13 protein-coding genes are annotated in these 15534 nt (G+C 62.7%); 7 read left to right on the forward strand and 6 right to left on the reverse strand.

What is annotated here, in order from left to right; genetic code table 11:
- Positions 1-95: 95 nt before the first annotated feature.
- Both H7225_RS16645 and H7225_RS16650 read right to left on the reverse strand, forming a co-directional pair.
- On the reverse strand, positions 96-1220 hold the full coding sequence (locus H7225_RS16645) for a beta-ketoacyl-ACP synthase III (RefSeq protein WP_290663842.1): 1125 nt from the start codon (positions 1218-1220) through the stop codon (positions 96-98).
- A gap of 9 nt (positions 1221-1229) precedes the next feature.
- Positions 1230-2918, reverse strand: a complete 1689-nt coding sequence (locus H7225_RS16650) for an electron transfer flavoprotein-ubiquinone oxidoreductase (RefSeq protein ID WP_290663844.1) — start codon at positions 2916-2918, stop codon at positions 1230-1232.
- Between the two features lie 208 nt (positions 2919-3126).
- Here H7225_RS16650 and H7225_RS16655 point away from each other — a divergent pair, with 208 nt between their 5' ends.
- The 5 genes from H7225_RS16655 to rmuC all read left to right on the forward strand — a co-directional run bounded on the left by H7225_RS16655 (position 3127) and on the right by rmuC (position 7458).
- Positions 3127-3912, forward strand: a complete 786-nt coding sequence (locus H7225_RS16655; protein WP_290663845.1) for an SDR family oxidoreductase — start codon at positions 3127-3129, stop codon at positions 3910-3912.
- A gap of 31 nt (positions 3913-3943) precedes the next feature.
- On the forward strand, positions 3944-4411 hold the full coding sequence (locus H7225_RS16660) for a thioesterase family protein (RefSeq protein ID WP_290663847.1): 468 nt from the start codon (positions 3944-3946) through the stop codon (positions 4409-4411).
- A gap of 138 nt (positions 4412-4549) precedes the next feature.
- Positions 4550-5257, forward strand: coding sequence for a CoA transferase subunit A (locus H7225_RS16665; protein WP_290663849.1), 708 nt, complete (start codon positions 4550-4552; stop codon positions 5255-5257).
- Positions 5258-5259: 2 nt separating this feature from the next.
- Positions 5260-5892 carry a 3-oxoacid CoA-transferase subunit B gene (locus H7225_RS16670; protein ID WP_290663851.1) on the forward strand — a complete coding sequence of 211 codons (633 nt, stop codon included), beginning with the start codon at positions 5260-5262 and terminating at the stop codon, positions 5890-5892.
- A 96-nt stretch (positions 5893-5988) separates the two neighbouring features.
- Positions 5989-7458 (forward strand): DNA recombination protein RmuC, encoded by a 1470-nt coding sequence (gene rmuC, locus H7225_RS16675; RefSeq protein WP_290663853.1) that lies wholly within the window; start codon positions 5989-5991, stop codon positions 7456-7458.
- Positions 7459-7464: 6 nt separating this feature from the next.
- Here rmuC and H7225_RS16680 read toward each other — a convergent pair whose 3' ends face one another.
- Complete coding sequence (locus H7225_RS16680; RefSeq protein WP_290663855.1) at positions 7465-8241, reverse strand: glutathione S-transferase family protein; 777 nt, start codon at positions 8239-8241, stop codon at positions 7465-7467.
- A complete protein-coding gene (locus H7225_RS16685; RefSeq protein ID WP_290663857.1) occupies positions 8238-9152 on the reverse strand; it encodes a glutathione S-transferase family protein in 915 nt (304 codons plus the stop codon). Before H7225_RS16685 ends, H7225_RS16680 begins: the two co-directional genes overlap by 4 nt.
- Before the next feature lie 92 nt (positions 9153-9244).
- On the opposite strand from H7225_RS16685, the gene H7225_RS16690 reads away from it, so the two are divergent.
- Both H7225_RS16690 and H7225_RS16695 read left to right on the forward strand, forming a co-directional pair.
- The gene (locus tag H7225_RS16690) at positions 9245-10207 is read left to right on the forward strand and encodes a helix-turn-helix domain-containing protein (RefSeq protein ID WP_290663859.1); all 963 of its coding nucleotides are present in this window, start codon (positions 9245-9247) and stop codon (positions 10205-10207) included.
- Between the two features lie 128 nt (positions 10208-10335).
- Positions 10336-11034 carry a methyltransferase domain-containing protein gene (locus H7225_RS16695; protein ID WP_290663861.1) on the forward strand — a complete coding sequence of 233 codons (699 nt, stop codon included), beginning with the start codon at positions 10336-10338 and terminating at the stop codon, positions 11032-11034.
- On the opposite strand, the gene hemH is transcribed toward H7225_RS16695, so the two are convergent.
- Both hemH and H7225_RS16705 read right to left on the reverse strand, forming a co-directional pair.
- Positions 11017-12114: a ferrochelatase gene (hemH, locus tag H7225_RS16700; RefSeq protein ID WP_290663863.1), complete on the reverse strand. Its 1098-nt coding sequence runs from the start codon at positions 12112-12114 to the stop codon at positions 11017-11019. The genes H7225_RS16695 and hemH overlap by 18 nt on opposite strands.
- A partial coding sequence (locus H7225_RS16705; RefSeq protein ID WP_290663865.1) for a PAS domain S-box protein occupies positions 12111-15534 on the reverse strand: 3424 nt, incomplete at its 5' end. The genes hemH and H7225_RS16705, both read right to left, overlap by 4 nt.

Genomic DNA, 15534 nt, shown 5'->3' on the forward strand with positions numbered 1-15534 from the left:
CGGCGAGGGGGCTTGACGAGCCCATCCCCATCGGGCAGGTCATTGAACTGCCCATGGGCGACGACCACTGAGGCGTGGTCGCCCGTGGCGGCAAGCTATGACAGCTTGCGCACCACCACGCTGCCCACCGAGTAGCCAGCGCCAAACGAGCAGATCACACCCACATCGCCTGTCACCAAGTCGGCGTGGTGATCGTGGAATGCAATCACCGAGCCAGCCGAAGCCGTGTTGGCGTATTCGTCCAGGATCAGCGGGGCGATGTCTTCAGTGGCCTCACCACCGATGAGCTTGCGGATGACGAACTGGTTCATGCTTTGATTGGCCTGGTGCAACCAGAAGCGGCGAATCTGTGTGGGCTCCTTGCCCAGCGAGGCCAAATGGGCCTCGATGTGCGCAGCGGCCATCGGCACAACCTCCTTGAACACCTTGCGGCCCTCTTGGCGGAAGGTCTTGTCTCGGGCGTTGGGGTCGCTGTCTTCACTGCGGTTCATGAAACCGAAGTTGTTGCGGATGTTGTTGGAGAACTGCGTGGCCAACTTGGTGCCCAGCACTTCCCATTGGTCGCTGGACGTGGCCGTGTCGGCCCGCTCCACGATCACCGCCGTGCACACATCACCGAAGATGAAGTGGCAGTCGCGGTCTTTCCACTCCTGGTGGGCCGAGGTGATTTCGGGGTTCACGACCAGCACGCACTTGGCGCTGCCCGAGCGCACGGCGTTGACCGCCTGCTCGATGCCGAAGGTGGCCGATGAGCAGGCCACGTTCATGTCGAAGCCGTAGCCACCCGCGCCCAGGGCTTGCTGGATCTCGACCGCCATGGCGGGGTAGGCCCGCTGCATGTTCGCGGTCGAGCACAACACCGCGTCGATGTCCTTGCCTTGCTTGCCGGCTTGGGCCATGGCCTTGCGCGCGGCATCAACCGAGATCTCGGCCATCAGCGACAGCTGGTCGTCCGTACGTTCCTCGAAACGGGGATACATGCGGCTTGGGTCCAGGATGCCGGTCTTTTCAAGCACATAGCGCTGCTTGATGCCCGAGGCCTTTTCGATGAATTCGACGCTTGAATGCGCCAGCGCGACATGCTTTCCGGCTTCAATCTCAGCGGCGTGCTGGGCGTTGTGCTGATCAACATAGGTGTTGAAGGACTCGACCAACTCAGCATTGGTGATGGTGAACTGGGGCTGGAAAATCCCAGTGCCGCTGATGACTACCTTGGTCATGTTGCTTCCTTACATGCCTGCGTAATTGGGGCCGCCACCGCCTTCGGGCGTGACCCAGACGATGTTCTGGGTGGGGTCCTTGATGTCGCAGGTTTTGCAGTGCACGCAGTTTTGCGCGTTGATCTGCAGTCGATCCGTGTTGTCTTCGTTCTTGACGAATTCGTACACGCCAGCCGGGCAGTAGCGCGCCTCAGGCCCGGCGTACTTGGCCAGATTAATGTCGACCGGCACCGAGTTGTTCTTCAGCGTCAGGTGGGCCGGCTGATGTTCTTCGTGGTTGGTGTTGGAGACGAACACCGAGCTCAGGCGATCGAACGTGATCTTGCCGTCGGGCTTGGGGTACTCGATCTTGGCGCAATCGGCCGCCGGCTTGAGGAAGGTGTGGTCCGCAGCCGGGTTGGGCAAGGTCCAGGGTGGCACCTTGATGCCCAGCCTGGGCAGCAGCCAGTGCTCCACGGCCGTCATGATCGAGCCCACGTACAGGCCCTTCTTGAACCAGGTCTTGAAGTTCTTGGCACCGTTCAACTCTTCGTGCAGCCAGCTCTTCTCGAACGCGACGGGGTAAGCGTGCAGTTCGTCGTACTGGCGGCCCGCCGTGACGGCCGCAAAAGCCGCCTCAGCGCACAGCATGCCGGACTTGATCGCCGCGTGGCTGCCCTTGATGCGCGAGGCGTTCATGTAGCCGGCGTCGCAACCAATCAGCGCGCCGCCGGGGAACACGGTCTTGGGCAAGCTGGGCAGACCGCCGTTGTTGATGGCGCGCGCGCCGTAGCTGATGCGCTTGCCGCCTTCAATGTGCTTGAGGATGCTGGGGTGCTTCTTCCAGCGTTGCATCTCTTCGAACGGGCTCAGCCAGGGGTTCTTGTAGTCCAGGCCGACCACCAGGCCCAGGGTGACCTTGTTGTCTTCCAGGTGGTACAAAAAGCCGCCGCCGAAGGTCTCGGAATCCATGGGCCAACCGGCGGTGTGCACCACCAGGCCAGGCTGGGCCTTGGCCGGGTCGATCTCCCACAGCTCTTTGATGCCGATGCCGAAGCTGGGAGGCGCCTTGCCATCGTCCAGCTTGAACTTGCTGATCAATTGCTTGCCCAGGTGGCCACGCGCGCCTTCAGCGAAGATGGTGTACTTGGCCAGCAGTTCCATGCCGAGCTGGAAGTTGTCGGTCGGCGTGCCCGACTTGTCGATGCCGAGGTTGCCCGTGGCCACGCCCTTGACCGAACCGTCGTCGTTGTAGAGCACTTCGGCGGCGGCAAAGCCAGGGAAGATTTCCACGCCCAGGCTTTCGGCCTGTTGGCCCAGCCAGCGCACCACATTGCCCAGGCTGATGACGTAGTTGCCTTCGTTGTGGAAGTTGTTGGGGATCAGCGCCTGCGGGGTCTTGAAGGCGCCGGTTTCGCTGGTCATGAACAGCACTTCGTCGGCGGTGACGGCCTGGTTCAAAGGCGCGCCGAGTTCTTTCCAGTTGGGGAAGAGTTCGTTGATGGCGCGAGGGTCCATCACGGCGCCTGACAGGATGTGCGCGCCGGGTTCCGAGCCTTTTTCAAGCACGCAGACTGAAACTTCTTTTCCAGCGGCGGTGGCCAGTTGCTTCAGGCGGATGGCCGTGGCCAAACCGCCAGGGCCAGCGCCGATGACGACCACGTCGTATTCCATCGATTCACGTGGGCCAAACTGGGCAAGGATTTCCTGGGGCGTCATCGTGCTTCCTTCTGCTGGGCGGATGAATGTTGTTGTGTTCTGGACTAAGTACGCGATTCTAAAACGTGATGCGATTCCATTTTGCAAGAAAATAGCACGATCGTTCGAAAATGTGCATTTCGAGGCCAAACGCGGTGTCGCGTGCTAAGGTTCAATCCATTGAATCCCATGAATACCCCTTGAGAGATTGCAGAGGAATTGCCACAGCATGAGCTACAACATTGACCTGGCTGGCCGCGTGGCCTTGATCACCGGCGCCTCCAGCGGCCTGGGCACCCAATTCGCGTTGACCTTGGCGCAAGCGGGCGCTGCCGTGGTATTGGCGGGCCGCCGCATCGAGCGGCTCAAAACCTTGCGCTCCGAGATCGAAGCTGCCGGTGGCGACGCCCACGTGGTCGGCATGGATGTGACCGACATCGACAGCATCCGCGCCGCCGTGGCCCACGCCGAGACCGAAGTCGGCGCCATCGACATCCTGATCAACAACTCCGGCGTCAGCACCACCGAGCGTCTACAGGACGTGACGGCCGACAGCTACGACTTCGTGTTCAACACCAACACGCGCGGCGCTTTCTTCACGGCGCAAGAAGTGGCCAAGCGCATGATGGCGCGGGCGGAGGGCTCGGCCCCAGGCACCTTCACGGGCGGCCGCATCATCAACATCGCGTCGGCGGGCGGCTTGCGCACCATGCCCATGATCGGCGTGTACTGCATGAGCAAGGCGGCTGTGGTCCACATGACCAAGGTGATGGCGGCGGAATGGGGCCGTTTCGGCATCACCACCAACGCGATTTGCCCGGGCTACATTGAGACCGAGTTGAACTCGCGGCACTTCAATAGCGAAGCGGGCAAGAAGCTGGTCAACATGTTGCCGCGCAAACGCCTGGGCCAGGCCAAGGATCTTGACGCCTTGCTGGTCACCCTGTGCGCACCGCAAAGCGACTTCATCAATGGCGCCATCATTTCGGCCGACGATGGCATGACGGCAGCTTGAAACACGGGGCCTCGGCCCCATTTGAGCCATCATGCGACTCGACATTCCTGAACAAAAAATCCTGGTCCACGATGTGACCCTGTCCGTTTACTGGGGCGACATGGACGCCCTGGGGCACGTCAACAACGCCGTCTACTTCCGCTACATGGAGCAGGTGCGGGTGTCGTGGATTGCCTCCATGAGTGGCCCGGTCACCCAAGGGGTCGAGGGGCCGGTGATTGCCAACACTTTTTGCAACTTCTACCGTGAGTTGGAGTTCCCTGCGCAGGTGATCGCCAAGCTGTATGTGGCCAACCCAGGCCGCACCAGCTTTGACACCTTCGTGACCATCGAGCGAGCCGATCAGCTTGGCGAAATATGCGCTGCCGGTGGCGCTACTTTGGTTTGGGTCAGCTCGGCGGAAAGGCGGCCGATTCCCTTGCCGCCGTTCTTGCGCGCCATCGTGGGGCCAGCGCCTGCTTTGCCCGGCGTTGAGGTGCCACCTGCTTTGCCGATGTAACTGGCCGGAGGGGGAGTTTTTTCGTTCAATTCTTTGGATTTTTGTGGGCCACCCGGTGTACGCTGGGAATGTTGCAGTGCAGCGAAACCCGGTTAACCGGCGCCGCACTGGTCTGACCCATGCACAAGGAGTGATTGGATGAACAAGGTCTATCCCGATGCAGCCAGCGCGTTGGCAGGCATCGTCAAAGACGGTCAGTTGATGGCGGTCGGTGGCTTCGGCCTGTGCGGCATCCCTGAGGCTTTGATCGATGCGTTGGCAGCTTCTGGCGTCCAGAATCTGACGGTGATCTCCAACAACGCTGGCGTTGATGGATTTGGTTTGGGCAAGTTGCTCAACACCCGGCAGATCACAAAGATGATTTCAAGCTACGTGGGCGAGAACAAGGAGTTCGAGCGCCAGTACCTGGCTGGCGAGTTGCAGCTTGAGTTCACGCCCCAGGGCACGCTGGCTGAGAAGCTTCGGGCCGGTGGCGCAGGCATCCCGGCTTTTTTCACCAAAACGGGCGTGGGCACACTGGTGGCCGAAGGCAAGGAAACGCGCGAGTTCGATGGTCACACTTACGTGATGGAGCGTGCCTTGCTGCCCGAAGTGTCCCTGGTCAAGGCCTACAAGGCCGACAAGTCGGGCAACCTGATCTTCCGCCGCACGGCGCGCAACTTCAACCCAGCGGTGGCCATGGCCGGCAAGGTCACCATCGTCGAGGTTGAGCAGTTGCTGGAGATCGGCGAGCTGGACCCGGACAGCGTGCACCTGCCAGGCATCTACGTGCACCGAATCGTGGTGAACGCCCACCCTGAAAAGCGCATCGAGAAACGCACCATCACCGAAAAGGCAGGAGTCTGACCATGCCCTGGACCCACGATCAAATGGCCGCCAAAGCGGCCGCCGAACTGGAAGATGGCTTCTACGTCAACCTCGGCATCGGCCTGCCCACCCTGGTGGCCAACCATGTGTCGCCCAACATCGATGTCTGGCTGCAAAGCGAGAACGGCATGCTGGGCATCGGCCCCTTTCCAACCGAAGACCAGGTCGATGCCGACCTGATCAACGCCGGCAAACAAACGGTCACGACCATCCCCGGCTCGTCGATCTTTGGCTCGCACGACAGCTTCGCCATGATCCGTGGTGGCAAGATCAATTTGTCAATCCTGGGCGCGATGCAGGTCAGCGAGCATGGTGATTTGGCCAACTGGATGATCCCCGGCAAGATGGTCAAGGGCATGGGCGGGGCCATGGATTTGGTGGCCGGTGTCAAGCGCGTGATCGTGCTGATGGAGCACACCGCCAAGGGCAGCGAGCACAAGTTGCTCGAGGCCTGCACCTTGCCCTTGACGGGGGTGGGCGTGGTCAACCGCATCATCACCGAGCTGTGTGTGCTGGACGTGACGCCAGCAGGTTTCAAGTGCGTGGAGCTGGCGCCGGATGTGACGATTGAGCAGGTGCGCGCGGCGACGGGTGCGCCCGTGTTGACTGCATAGGGGCTGTTGCCTTGCGCCTTCAACCAGGCCGCCTTTGGGCGGCCTTTGTCATGGGTGCATGAATGGATGCATGGGCACGTCTGAGACAATGCCAGCATGAATTTGATCAACTGGATTTTGCTGGCCCTGGCCGTCTTGAACGCCTTGATGTTGCTGTGGATGGCCACGCGGCGCCATGACGATGAGCCCTTGAAGCGCACAGCCGACGAGCTCAAGCAGCACCTGCGCAGCCAGACCGATCAACTTGACCGCAACCTGCGCGACGAGGTGTCCCGCAGCGCCGCCGGTACCCGCCAAGAGCTGGGTTCCACGCTGGCCAATTTCCAGCAAACTTTGCTGGCACAGCAAGGCGATGTGATCCGCACGCAGAACGAGCAGTTGGACAGCTTCCGCGTGCAACTGGCGCAGATGCAGCAGTCCTTGAGCGACACCTTGCGCCAGACCACCACCACCCTGGCCCAACAGGCGCAGGCCACGCGCGAAGCACAGGACTCGGCTTTCAAACGCTTCTCGGACACGCTCAATGAGCAGTTGCGGCAACTGTCCGACACCAACGAGCGCCGCCTGATCGAGGTGCGGACCACGGTGGACACGCGCTTGCAGGCCTTGCAGGCCGACAACGAGAAGAAGCTGGAGCAGATGCGCCAGACGGTGGACGAGAAGCTTCACGCGACCTTGGAGGCCCGCCTGGGCGAAAGCTTCAAACAAGTGGCCGAGCGCCTGGAGCAGGTCCACAAGGGCTTGGGCGAGATGCAGCGCCTGGCCAGCGATGTGGGCTCGCTGAACCGTGTGCTGAACAACGTCAAGACGCGCGGTATTTTTGGCGAAGTGCAATTGGCCGGCTTGCTGGAGCAGGTTTTCACGCCCGAGCAATACGCCGTCAACGTGGAGACCGTGCCGGGCAGCGGCGCACGGGTCGAATTCGCGATCCGCCTGCCGGGACGCGGCGCGCCAGGTTCCGCGCCCCTTTGGTTGCCGCTGGACGCCAAATTTCCGCGCGAAGACTATGAGCGCTTGCTGGATGCGCAGGACCGTGCCGATGTTGCAGCGGTCGAGGCCGCAGGCAAGGCCATCGAGCAACGCCTGCGCATTGAGGCCCGCACCATTGCCGAGAAGTACCTGGCACCACCGCACACGGCCGACTTCGCCATCCTGTTCCTGCCGACAGAAGGGCTCTATGCCGAAGCACTGCGACGCCCCGGCCTGTTCGAGGCCTTGCAGCGCGAGCACCGGGTGATGCTGGCGGGCCCAACCACCTTGCTGGCCACGCTCAACAGCTTGCAGATGGGCTTCAGAACCTTGGCCCTGGAGCAACGCTCGTCCGAGGTTTGGCAGGTGCTGGGCGCCGTTAAAACCGAGTTCGCCAAGTTCGGCGACGTGCTGGCCAGGACCCGCAAGAAGCTGGACGAAGCCAGCAACACCATTGCCTCAGTAGAGACGCGAACCCGCGTGATGGGGCGGGCGCTCAAAGGTGTGGAGTCCATGCCCGACGCTCAAGCCCAGGCATTGCTGCCGATTGAAAACCCGATGGATGCGGATGAAGGCAGCAGCCCCGAGCTGCCCTGATCATGTTCAGGCTGCGCGGCGTGCGCAGGCCTCGGTCTGAATGACCCCCCGGTGCAGCTCGTACATCTTGCGCACCCATTGCAAGGCCGGGCGATCGCGCCAGGGCTCCGTGGCCCCCACCATCGTGCGCTGGTAGGCCGGGTCGCCATACACCGGGTGCTGGCTGGGGCAAGCAATCGGCGCCAACAGTGATGCTGCTGTGATGTCAGCCGCCGTGAAGGTTTGACCCACCAGGTAAGTGCGCCCATCGCTGAGCTGCCCTTCCAGCCAATCGATCACTTCAGTGATGCGTTTTTGCGCGCGGGCAGCGCCCTTCTGCGTGATATTCAGCTTGCGCTTGAAGGCCCAGCGGATGAAGGGGTAGGCCGCGCGCACAAAGGCCGCCTTGGCGGGCGTGGCGTCGTCGGTCCACAGCTTGAGGATGTGCGCGTCGCCCGTGCCAAAGCTGGCGGCGTACAGAAAGCGCGCCACGTCTTTGCCGATGGCATCGAAGTGCCTCTCCACCGCGTGGATGTCCTGGCTGGCGACCTTGGGGATCAAAGCCAAAGGCGCCTGGTTCTTTTCCAGCCACAGCAGGATGCGGCTGCTGTCCTGGATGGTGGCTGTGGGCGTTTTCAGGATGGGCAGGGTGGTCTGGCCGCGTTTGCCCATGATCAGGGCTGGCCCGATGTGGAAGACCGGCGTCATGCGCACTTCGCGATAGTCGATGCGTGACAGGTCCAGCGTCCAGCGGATCTTCTCGCTGTAGTGGGACATCGCGAAGGTGTACAAAGTCCAGCTCATGATGGTTTCACTTCACGGAGGCGGTAGCCCAGGCGGGGGAAATGGACGTGGACCAGTCCGGCGCGCTCGCTGCGCACCACCACGGTCAGGCGTTGCGTGTTGATGCCGACCAGCTCGCCTTGCACGGCGGTGCCATGGCCCAGCTGTTCTGGCGCGACGCTGACGCGTTGTCCCAGGCTCAGGCCAGAAGCGTCTGGCGACACGCTGTCGTAGGTGAGGGCGGCGGGCTCATGCGCGGTTGCCAAAGCGAGGGCTTCATCGGCCGTCATGTCGATGCGCTCGCCATGGCCAAAGGCTTTCATGCGCTCCATCCACGCAGACGTGGCAGGGAATCGGCTGAAGTCGAAGCGGCCATTGCGCGCGAACCACAAAATTGAATAGAGCGTGAAGTCGCCACTGCCCGGCGCACTGCCATTCACAAAGGGTTGGCTGGCCAGCCCGCTTTCAACCCAGGCCACGTTGATGGCCAGTTCCTGCTCGGCCAATGGCACGGCGCGCTTCAGCGCTTCACGGTCCAATGGCGCGCCGCGCAAGGCGGCACGGTCGGCCAAAAATTCATCGGGCAGGTAGTCCACATTTTTGCCAAAGGTGTAGGCCACGGCCTTGCCGAACAAGTTCAGGTCCACCCAGTGCTCGACCACGTCATTCCAGCCTGCGGCCGTTTTGGCCGCAGGCGAGGGCGCCAGTCGTTCCAGCTCCCAGGCGATCAGGCGGGTATCGCAAAACACATCGGCGCCAATCTGAAGCACCGGCACTTTTCGGTAGCCGCCGGTCAGGGCGACCATGTCCGGCTTGGGTGCGATGCGCGGCACCATGACCGAGCGCCAACTCAGGCCCTTGTAGCCCAACAAGGCGCGGATCTTTTCGGCGTAGGGAGATTCGTTGTAGTGGTGCAGAACGATTTCACTCATGGGGCTTCTTTCTAGGGTTGGGGGCATTGTGGGCGTTCCTCCCTGTCACTAGAATTGTCGTTTTGGACATCTTTGATGCCGATGTGGTCAATATGACGAAGCAAGTTCACCGTGTGGGTGTTTACGTGTGCCGCCACCACAGCCTGGCCAGTGTGGGCCTGGTGCTCGACACCTTTCGCATGGCGAACCAGGTCCCGGGCACGCACCGCTTTGCCTTGACCCGCATCAGCCAGGATGGCCAGCCCGTGCCCCATCCCGATGGCGCACTGACCATGGATGGCGACCTCACGGCCATGGCGGGCATGGACCTGATCGTGATCCCCTCGCTGTGGGCGCAAGGCGATGCGGCCGTGGCCGACAACCCCCTGTTGATCGAGGCGCTGCAAGCTTTGTCGCCCCAGGTGCTGGTGGCCACCATGTGCACCGGCGCCTACCTGCTGGCCGCCACAGGACGCCTGAACGAGCGCCGGGCCACCACCCACTGGATGCTGGCCGATGGCTTTCACGAGCGCTTCCCGGACGTGCAGCTGAAGCCATCGGAAAACCTCACCCACGATGGCAATTTCATCTGCTCGGGCGGCTCACTGGCGGCGGTGGACGCCTGCCTGTACGTTGTGCAGCTGCTGGCGGGGCGGGACACCGCGCGGGAGTTGGCCCGGATGTTGGTGACCGAGGTGCAACGTGGCCCGCAGGCCCTTTACTTGCCTCCCGAAGGTTGGCGCCAGCACGCCGATGCGGAGGTGCGCAAACTGCAGGCCTACCTCGCCGACCACCACGCGCAAAGCTTGACCTTGGATGACCTGGCGAGCCAGATCCACGTCAGCGTGCGAACCTTGCAGCGACGTTTTCTGGCGGCGACGGGCATGTCGCCCATCCAGTACCAGCAGGCCGTGCGCATCGAACGCGGCAAGGACTTGCTGGAGGCCGACAAGCTGCCGGTGCAAGAAATCGCCGCCCAGGTGGGCTACCAGGACCGGGTCGCTTTTGGGCGTTTGTTCAAGAAAGTCACGGGCATGACTCCGGCGTCTTACCGGCAACGCCAGCGCCGGGTGTAGAGTCCTGGCTCTACTTACTCCCTCTCTTCCGCCTCGTCCTGCATTGCCCCTCCGCGGCGTCGTGCCTGTTCGATCCGAACGATGGGTATCCGACGTCAGCGGCCACCGCGCCGCGTCTGGAGCCTTGCATGACCGCCGCCACCATTCCCGATCTGGGTTACCAGGTCAAGTTCCAGTCCGTCCCCATTGAGGGCGGAGACGACTTGCAGATCCGATCCTTGCTTGACCGTCAGCAGTTTTTCGATCCTGATGGTGCGGCACAGGCGCAAGGCATCTCGGCGGCCACCTGGCCCTTGTTCGGCATGCTGTGGCCCTCGGCTCAGCGCCTGGCTGGGGCCATGCAGCAACGCAATGACTTGGCTGACAAACGCATCCTTGAAATAGGCTGTGGTCTGGGCTTGGCCAGCTTGGTGGCCCACCGCCGCCTCGCCGACATCACGGCCAGCGATTGCCATCCCTTGGCTGAAACATTTTTACGCGCCAACCTGTTGCTCAACGCCTTGCCTGTGATGAAGTACCTCACGGGCCAATGGACGACGGCCAATGCGGGCCTGGGCGAGTTCGATCTGATCATTGGCAGTGACGTGCTCTACGAGCGCAGCCATCCGCAGCAATTGTCCGACTTCATCGAACGGCATTCCGCCGACGTGGTCGAGATCGTCATCGTCGATCCCAACCGGGGCCACCGCTCGCGCTTCACCCAGCACATGCAGGCGCTGGGTTTTGACTACCGCATGACCAACCTGGACAGCGCCTTGCCAGCCAGCGAGCCCTATCGGGGCCGCATGCTGCACTTCACGAGGCAGCGTTCACTGCTCAGCGCCTGAGGCCTTGGCCCGCTCGCGCTGGGCGGCCAGAACCGCGGGCGAAGGCTGCTCGGCACGCAGTGTGGGCCAGCCTTGCAGGTGGCGCTCCACCACGCCGCTGAGCGCCCGGATCCACTCCAGCCGGTCGTTCAGGCAAGGTATGTAGTTGAACTCCTGGCCACCGCTGGTCAAAAAGGCCTCTTTGCCTTCCATCGCGATCTCTTCCAGCGTCTCGATGCAATCGCCCACGAAGCCGGGGCAGATCACATCCACGCGCTGGGTACCCGCCTTGGCCAATGCGCGCAAGGTGGGTTCGGTGTAGGGCTCCAGCCATTTGGCCTTGCCAAAGCGGCTCTGGAAGGTGACCACGTACTCGTCGGCTTTCAGGCCCAGGTTCTCGGCCAGCAAGCGGCCAGTTTTGAGGCATTCGCAGTGGTAGGGATCCCCCAGGTGCAAGGTGCGCTCGGGCATGCCGTGAAAACTCATCACCAGCTTGCCGGCATGGCCATGGCTGGTCCAGTGGGCCCGCACGCTGCCCGCCAAGGCATCGATGTAGCCGGCATCATCATGAAACCGCGCGATGGTGCGCAACTCGGGCAGGTGGCGCACCTTTCGGCCCCAGGCGAACACATCGTCCATCACACTGGCCGTGGTCGCACCCGAGTATTGCGGGTACAGCGGCACGATCAGAGTGCGACTCACCCCTTCGGCCTTGAAGGCATCCAACTGCTTGGCGATGCTGGGCTGTCCGTAGCGCATGGCGTACTTGACGACCAACTGGTGGCCCTGCTCGCCCAAAAAACCTTGCAGCAGGGTGGTCTGTTTTTCAGTCCACACGCGCAAGGGCGAGCCTTCTTTCATCCAGATGCTGGCGTACTTGGCCGCCGACTTGGCCGGGCGCACGCGCAGCACGATGCCGTGCAGGATGAGCCACCAGATCGCGCGGGGGATCTCTACCACGCGCGGGTCGCTCAGGAACTGACCAAGGTAGCGGCGCAATGCCGCAGGTGTGGGGGCTTCAGGCGTACCCAGGTTGACCAGCAGTACGCCGGTCCGGGGGGCTTGTCCGTGTTGAAAACGGGGTTCAGTGGCAAAGGTCATGGGGCTGAATTATCACCCCTGTTGGCCAGGCTGCACAAAACCGAGGTCACCTGTTGGATGTCGATGGGTTTGGTCCAGTAGCCCGCAAAACCAGCCGCCGTGGCGCGGGCCACGTCGTCGGGCATGGCGTCAGCCGAGCACATGAAGGCTGGGGTGTTCTCCAGCAAGGGCAAGGTGCGCAGGGCACGTAGCACGTCAAATCCGGACATGCCGGGCAAGTGTGCGTCCAGCACCAGCACGTCGGGCGCCTTGTCGCGGGCCATGGACAAAGCCATTTGCCCATCCTCGGCGATCTCCAGGCTCAGTTGAGCGTAGGGGCGCAAGGCCTCTTCAAACAACATCGCGTTGATGCGGTTGTCTTCAACGTACAGCACGTGAAGGGGCACTTGCTCCGCGCAGGGGGCTTCGCGGGATGGGTTGGCGACGCTGAGGTCGCCATGGGGTTTGTGCATGTGTATGTTGGTTGTGTCGGCGGCTTCTGGCGTGACGCCATTCGCAGCCGCTGGCATGACGATGCTGACCCGTGTACCCGAGCCTGGTTGACTTCGAATTTCCATGCTACCCCCCATGGCTTCTATCAGCGAGCGAGTGATGATAAGTCCTAGTCCGGAACCTTCAATGGACGAGGTTTCTCGGCCCAATCGTTCGAAGGGCTGAAACAGCTTGCCCAGCTGTTGTGGGCTCATGCCCGGCCCGGTGTCGCGGATGACCAGGGCCATGCCACCGTCTGCGCGGGCTTCGGTGTCGAACCAGACCGACCCCCCTGCCTGGTTGTATTTGATGGCGTTCGAGCCAGTGTTCATCAGAATTTGCCGCAGACGCTGGCGGTCGGCGTCGACCTGGTAGCCGGGGTTCACGTTCACCTGCAGCGTGATGCCGCGTTGCGCGGCCAGTGGCCCCAGCATGGCGGCGCATTGCTGCACCTCACCCAGCAAGGTCAGGCGCTCTGTCTTGAGGGTGAGGATGCCAGCCTCCACCTTTTGCAGGTCAAGCACGTCGTTGACCAGGGCCATCAAGTGTTGGCTGCCATGCAGGATCTGGTCCACGAAACTGAGGTGTTGTGATGCGGTGGGGGCATTGGCCAATTGCAGCTTCAGCAACTGTGCAAAGCCGTTCACCGCATTGAGCGGCGTGCGGATCTCGTGGCTCATGCGGGACAGGAACTCGCTCTTGGCTGCGCTGGCCGCTTCGGCCGACTGCTTTTCGCGCAAGACCTGTTCGGCCCGTTTGATGGGGGTGATGTCCGAATGCGTGCCCACCACGCGCACCACATGGCCCAGGGCATCGCGACTGACGATTTTGCCGCGCGACAGGATCCACACGTCGTGGCCCAGTTTGTGGCGCATGCGGAACTCGGCCTGAAACAGGCCTTGGTCGTGCTCCAGGTAGGCGTTCAGCGCGGCGACAACGGTGGCGCGGTCGTCGGGGTGGATGCGGTCGGTCAGCTCGCTCACCAGGTCGCTGATCTCGTGGTCTTCGTGGCCCAGCATTGCTTTCCAGCGCTGCGAGTAAAAAATGCGGTCGGCGCTGGCATCCCAGTCCCACACGCCGTCGCCGGCACCTTCCAGCGCGAATTTCCAGCGCTCCTCGCTCAGGGCCAAAGCCTGGGCGGCGTGGCGCTCCTGGGTGATGTCGCGGAAGGTGGCCACCACGGCAAAAGGCTGTGCCTGGGTGTTGACACGCAGCAGGTGGCTGCTGATCTGAACCCAGACCACCACGCCATCGCGGCGGCGCAAAGGGTGAACGCGATCATCCTGGCGCTGCCCGGTCAGGATGGTGGCATTCACTGGCCACTGTTCACGCGGCAAAGCTTGCAGCAGGTCGTCCGTGAGGAGCTCGTAGCCCAAGGCATCGCTGGTGTTCAGATCGACCACCTCGCTGGCTTGCACCCCCAGGATCCTGCAACCGGCCTGGTTGACGGCCACCACGCGACCATCCAGTTGCACCACGATCAGGCCATCGCTGATGGACGAAGCCACCGAGCGGTACAGCTCTTCGCTCACCCGCAGCTTTTCGGCCGCCACCATGCGCTCGGTCATGTCCCGGGTCAGGAAGAGCGTGTGTTTGTCGGGCATCGGCGTCAGGCGGGCCTCGAAGTGCTTCAGGCCACCGCCCAGTTCCAGGCTGTAGTCCAGTCGTTGCGACAGGCCGGTTTCATGGGCCCGGGCGATCGCCAGGGACTCGCGCTCGGCCAGCTCCGCCGGCACGGCGGCACCGAAAGGCTTGCCCTTCAACTCACTGAAGGGGCGGATCAGCAGTGCATGTTCTTCATGCGCTGCCTCGTAGCGGCCTTCTTCATCAATGACAAACCAGAGGTCGGGCAGGGCGCGCAACACCGAGGTCAGTCGCGACTGCGATTCCTCCAGTGCTTTTTGCTGCACGGCCAGGGCCGCTGCATGCCGTTTGGTCTCGCTGATGCCGATCGAGAAATGCACGATGCTGCCATCCGGCAGGCGTTGGTCTTTGGACTGGACCCAGCCTTTGTTCAGCCGGATCTCTTGCGGCTTGGGTTGATCGACCAGGCCCATGCGCCATTCAAAGAAGGCGTCTTCGCGGCCAATGGCGTCTGGGTAGAGGCCATCGGCGATGCGCTTGCGCAGCAAGTCCGCCCAAAGCATGCCCTCGACCGCATCCGCGCCCATGCGCCGACGCCAACTGCTGTTGCTGAGCAGGATGCGCCCGTCCGGCCCCCGGATCATCACCCCAGCGTTGAACGACTCAATCGATTGCCTGAGCAACAGGTCGGCCTGGCGGCTTTGCTGCTCCTCGTTGATCTGACGGGTGATGTTGCTGCTGGCCCCCCGGTAGCCCATGAACCGACCCGCGTGGTCGAACACGGGGGTGCCGCTGATGCTCACGGTGATCTTGCCGCGAGGCGTCATGCGGTCGGCGATGGCGTGGCTGAAGGGCTCGCGGCGGGCCCGGGCGGCCAGGAAGCGATCCCATGAGGCGCGGGTGTCGTCCCCGCGCGGCGTGTAAAGGTCTTTGGCCTTGAGGCCGACCTCGGTCGATGGGTTCAGCCCCGTGTGCTGCATCATGCTGGCCGAGACCCACTGGATGGCGCCCTGGTCATCGGTCTCCCACAGCCAATCGCTGCCGGCCAGGCTGGCGGTGCGAACCCGGGCCTCCAGCTTGCGAAAGCGCTGCGTGTTCAGTCGTGCTTCGACCAGTGCGCTGGCGGCCAGGGCCAGGTCTCGCAGGCTTTGAAGTTGCTGGGCTGACAGTTGGCCCGGCTCTGGGGCCAGCACGCAGACCGTGCCCAAAGCCTGGCCTTGCACCCATAAAGGCACACCCGCATAGAAGCGTGCGTGAGGGGGGCCTGTGACCCAGGCGTTGTGCTTGAATCGTGGGTCGTCCTGGGCATCAGGGATGACCACCACATCACCTTGGCAGATGGTGGCGGCGCAAAAGGCGTCCAGC

It is taken from the genome of Aquabacterium sp. (genome assembly GCF_014378415.1).
Taxonomy (GTDB): Bacteria; Pseudomonadota; Gammaproteobacteria; order Burkholderiales; family Burkholderiaceae_C; genus Aquabacterium.

Excerpts from the sequence above, each read along its gene's own strand:
- H7225_RS16655 (WP_290663845.1), top strand. The coding sequence starts at position 3,127 with ATGAGCTACAACATTGACCTGGCTGGCCGCGTGGCCTTGATCACCGGC.
- H7225_RS16695 (WP_290663861.1), top strand. The coding sequence starts at position 10,336 with ATGACCGCCGCCACCATTCCCGATCTGGGTTACCAGGTCAAGTTCCAG.
- H7225_RS16660 (WP_290663847.1), top strand. The coding sequence starts at position 3,944 with ATGCGACTCGACATTCCTGAACAAAAAATCCTGGTCCACGATGTGACC.
- hemH (WP_290663863.1), bottom strand. The coding sequence starts at position 12,114 with ATGACCTTTGCCACTGAACCCCGTTTTCAACACGGACAAGCCCCCCGG.
- H7225_RS16650 (WP_290663844.1), bottom strand. The coding sequence starts at position 2,918 with ATGACGCCCCAGGAAATCCTTGCCCAGTTTGGCCCACGTGAATCGATG.
- H7225_RS16685 (WP_290663857.1), bottom strand. The coding sequence starts at position 9,152 with ATGAGTGAAATCGTTCTGCACCACTACAACGAATCTCCCTACGCCGAA.
- H7225_RS16670 (WP_290663851.1), top strand. The coding sequence starts at position 5,260 with ATGCCCTGGACCCACGATCAAATGGCCGCCAAAGCGGCCGCCGAACTG.
- H7225_RS16690 (WP_290663859.1), top strand. The coding sequence starts at position 9,245 with ATGACGAAGCAAGTTCACCGTGTGGGTGTTTACGTGTGCCGCCACCAC.
- H7225_RS16680 (WP_290663855.1), bottom strand. The coding sequence starts at position 8,241 with ATGAGCTGGACTTTGTACACCTTCGCGATGTCCCACTACAGCGAGAAG.
- H7225_RS16665 (WP_290663849.1), top strand. The coding sequence starts at position 4,550 with ATGAACAAGGTCTATCCCGATGCAGCCAGCGCGTTGGCAGGCATCGTC.
- H7225_RS16645 (WP_290663842.1), bottom strand. The coding sequence starts at position 1,220 with ATGACCAAGGTAGTCATCAGCGGCACTGGGATTTTCCAGCCCCAGTTC.
- rmuC (WP_290663853.1), top strand. The coding sequence starts at position 5,989 with ATGAATTTGATCAACTGGATTTTGCTGGCCCTGGCCGTCTTGAACGCC.